Below are 3,191 nucleotides of genomic sequence, written 5' to 3'. Positions count from 1 at the left end.
ATTGACTATCAAACACACTGTTGAGTTCTCAAACAACCGACGCACACCGCAGAACCAGAACCAACCGTTCCGACCCCGCCGGGGCAACCCCTCAACCTTACTCGGTTCGTTCTTCCCCGTCAACTCCCGGCCGTTGGCCCGGCGTGTCGGTTCGAACGTCCCGGTCCCGAACGAGGGCGCACTAGTCGACCTCGTGAAGAAGGATTCGGGTGTCCGCCCCGGGCCGGCCACCGGTACCCAGCCTCGCGACTGTCTCCTCGGTGTCCGTTCTCCCTGTCGGGCGAACGACCAGAACATTACACACACTCCGGCCGGGGCGCCAAATCGCGCTCTGACCTGCAGGAATACCGGGACGTCGCACGATCTGGTGCGGCCGTCGACGCCGTGCGGGCCGCGCTCGACGTGCGGCGAGGGCCCCGGGGGAGCTCGCGCTCCCCCGGGGCCCTCGACATCACGCGGACGACAGCACGCGGGGCATCACTCCGCGACGGCCACCGCGAGGGTCCGCTTGCCGCGACGAAGGACGGCGTAGCGGCCGTGCAGCAGGTCCTCGGTGCGCAGGGCCGCGTCCTCGGACTCCACCTTGGTGTTGTTCACGTAGGCCCCGCCCTCGCCGATCGCGCGGCGCGCGGCGGCCTTCGACGCGACCAGGCCCGAGCCCACGAAGGCGTCGACGACGAGGTCTCCCGCCTTCGCCGTCGTTCGCGGGAGCTCCGCGACGGCGGCGCCGAGCGTCCCCGCGTCCAGTCCCTGCAGCTCGCCGCGCCCGAAGAGGGCCTGGCTCGCCGTGATGACGGCGTCGGTCGCCGCCTGACCGTGCACCAGGGTGGTCAGGTCGCCGGCGAGCGCCCGCTGCGCCTCGCGGGCGAAGGGGCGCTCCGCCACCTCGCCCTCGAGCGCCTCGATCTCCTCCCGCGACCGGAAGGTGAAGACCTTGAGGTACTTCACGACGTCCGCGTCCGCGGTGTTCACCCAGAACTGGTAGAAGGCGTACGGGCTCGTGAGCTCCGGGTCGAGCCAGACCGCCCCGCCCTCCGACTTGCCCATCTTGGTGCCGTCGGCCTTGGTGATGAGGGGCGACGTCAGGGCGTGCACGGCCGCGCCGTCCGTCTTGCGGATCAGCTCGACCCCGGACAGCAGGTTGCCCCACTGGTCGTTGCCGCCGAGCTGCAGCGTGCACCCGTGGCGCTCGTACAGCTCCCGGAAGTCCATGCCCTGCAGCACCTGGTAGCTGAACTCGGTGTAGCTGATGCCCTCGTCCGACCGCAGGCGCCGGGCCACGATGTCCTTGCCGAGCATCGTGCCCACCCGGAAGTGCTTGCCCACGTCGCGCAGGAAGTCGATCGCCGACATGGCGCCGGTCCAGTCGAGGTTGTTGACCATGCGCGCGGCCGCCGGCCCCTCGAAGTCCAGGAACGGCTCGATCTGCGCGCGGATGCGGTCCACCCAGCCGGCGACGACGTCGCGCGACTGCATCGAACGCTCCGTGGTCGGGCGCGGGTCGCCGATCAGCCCCGTGGCCCCGCCGACCAGCGCAAGAGGACGGTGCCCGGCGAGCTGGAGCCGACGCATGTTCAGCAGCTGGACCATGTGCCCGACGTGCAGGCTCTGCGCCGTCGGGTCGAAGCCCGCGTAATAGGTGACGGGTCCCTCGGCCAGCGCAGAACGCAGCGCGGCCTCGTCGGTGGACTGCGCCACCAGGCCTCGCCAGTGCAGCTCGTCGAGAACGTCGGTCACCGTGTGCTCCTCGGGGAAAGGGATCGCGACCCGGTCGGGCCGCCCTCCTAGTGTGCCCGACGCCTACCGCCGTCGGCGCCGGGATTCCGCGGCCCGGTACGGCGAGACCGTCGGGTCACCCGCCAGCCACACCCGCCACGGGAACCGGTCCGCCCGGCCTCCCTCGCCGCTCACGCCGACGCGGGGACCCGTCGCGACCTCATCGGCGGCACGGTCGGCGGCACGGTCGGCGGCACGGTCGGGCACCCGCAGCACCAGGTCGCCGTCCGGGTCCGTGACGTCCGCGCCGTCGTCGTCCCGGTCGATCGCCAGGGCGACCGTGAGCCGCGCCGGGCCGCGCGCCAGGTCGACGTCGGACCGCGTCACGCCCGCCGCCGCGCGCCGCTCGCGGGCGAGGTCCGCTCCCCCGACCACCTCGCCCGCCCGCAGCAGCACCGCCGACGCCTCGCCCGGCGGGCTGCACACGACGTTCATGCAGTGGTGCAGCCCCAGGTGCCGGTACACGTAGACGTGTCCGGGCTCGCCGAACATCGTGCGGTTGCGCGCCGTCTCACCCCGGAACGCGTGCGACCCCGGGTCGGCCGTGCCCGCGTACGCCTCCACCTCGGTGATCCGCAGGGTGACGGCGCCGTCGGGCGTGCGGCGGGTGAGCAGCGCGCCGAGCAGGTCCCGCGCGACGAGCCGGACGTCCCGCGCGAACCACTCGCGCGGCGGCACGACGGCGTCCCGCTCGCCGCCCCGCACCGTCAGATCCCGTGCGTCGGCCACGTGACCTGACCCCAACCGTCCAGGCGCACGTCGGCGCGGCGCGCGGTCCGGTGCGCCGCGTAGAGCGCGCTCTCCGCCGCCATCCACGCCTTCCAGTGCCCCCGCGCCTCCTCGCCGTCGCGCGCGAGGCCGCGCGTGAGCCGCAGCGCGTCGTCGGTCTCGACCCACACGAGCAGGGCCGCGACGTCGTCGACCCTCGGGTCCCCGGCCCCGCAGCCCTCTACGACGAGGTACGGCGCGCGCGGGACGTCGTGCCACTCGGCGTACCCGCCGCTCTCCCAGTCGTAGCGCTGGTAGCGGCCGTCCTCGCCCGCGGCGAGCGGGCCGAGGACCTGCTCGTGCAGCCGCTCGACGCCGGCGGCCAGCCCGGACCAGCCGTCGTAGAGGTCGTCCATGTGGACCACCTGCGCGGGCAGAACCCGTGCGAGCTGCGCGGCCAACGACGACTTGCCCGAGCCCGCCGGGCCGTCCACGACCACGAGCCGAGTCCCCTCCTCCGGCCGGTCCGCTCCCCGGGCGGGCAGCCTCGGCGGCGTCGCGCGCACGCGCGACACCAGTCGCCCCAGGACGTCGTCGGGCACCGTCACGCCTGTCCCTCCTCGAGGTCGGTCGTCGTCACGTCGGACATTCTCCCTGCCGGACGACCCGCACCGCGGACGACGTCGGCCGCGCCCTCCGGAGAGGGC

3 protein-coding genes are annotated in these 3,191 nt (G+C 73.5%); all 3 read right to left on the bottom strand.

Features of this window, described 5'->3' with window-relative positions; translation table 11 throughout:
• Window positions 1–477 precede the first annotated feature (477 nt).
• A complete protein-coding gene (gene tyrS / locus ACFQ8Y_RS17725) occupies window positions 478–1,737 on the bottom strand; it encodes a tyrosine--tRNA ligase (protein WP_430586299.1) in 1,260 nt (419 codons plus the stop codon).
• Window positions 1,738–1,800: 63 nt separating this feature from the next.
• Window positions 1,801–2,505, bottom strand: a complete 705-nt coding sequence (locus ACFQ8Y_RS17720) for a DNA-3-methyladenine glycosylase (protein WP_430586298.1) — start codon at window positions 2,503–2,505, stop codon at window positions 1,801–1,803.
• Window positions 2,484–3,092, bottom strand: a complete 609-nt coding sequence (locus ACFQ8Y_RS17715) for a uridine kinase (RefSeq protein WP_430586297.1) — start codon at window positions 3,090–3,092, stop codon at window positions 2,484–2,486. Before ACFQ8Y_RS17715 ends, ACFQ8Y_RS17720 begins: the two co-directional genes overlap by 22 nt.
• Window positions 3,093–3,191: the final 99 nt, after the last annotated feature.

Origin of the sequence: Isoptericola sp. NPDC056605, from assembly GCF_042792795.1 — a bacterium.
GTDB lineage: Bacteria > Actinomycetota > Actinomycetes > Actinomycetales > Cellulomonadaceae > Isoptericola.
This window is presented reverse-complemented; position numbering and strand designations above follow the sequence as displayed.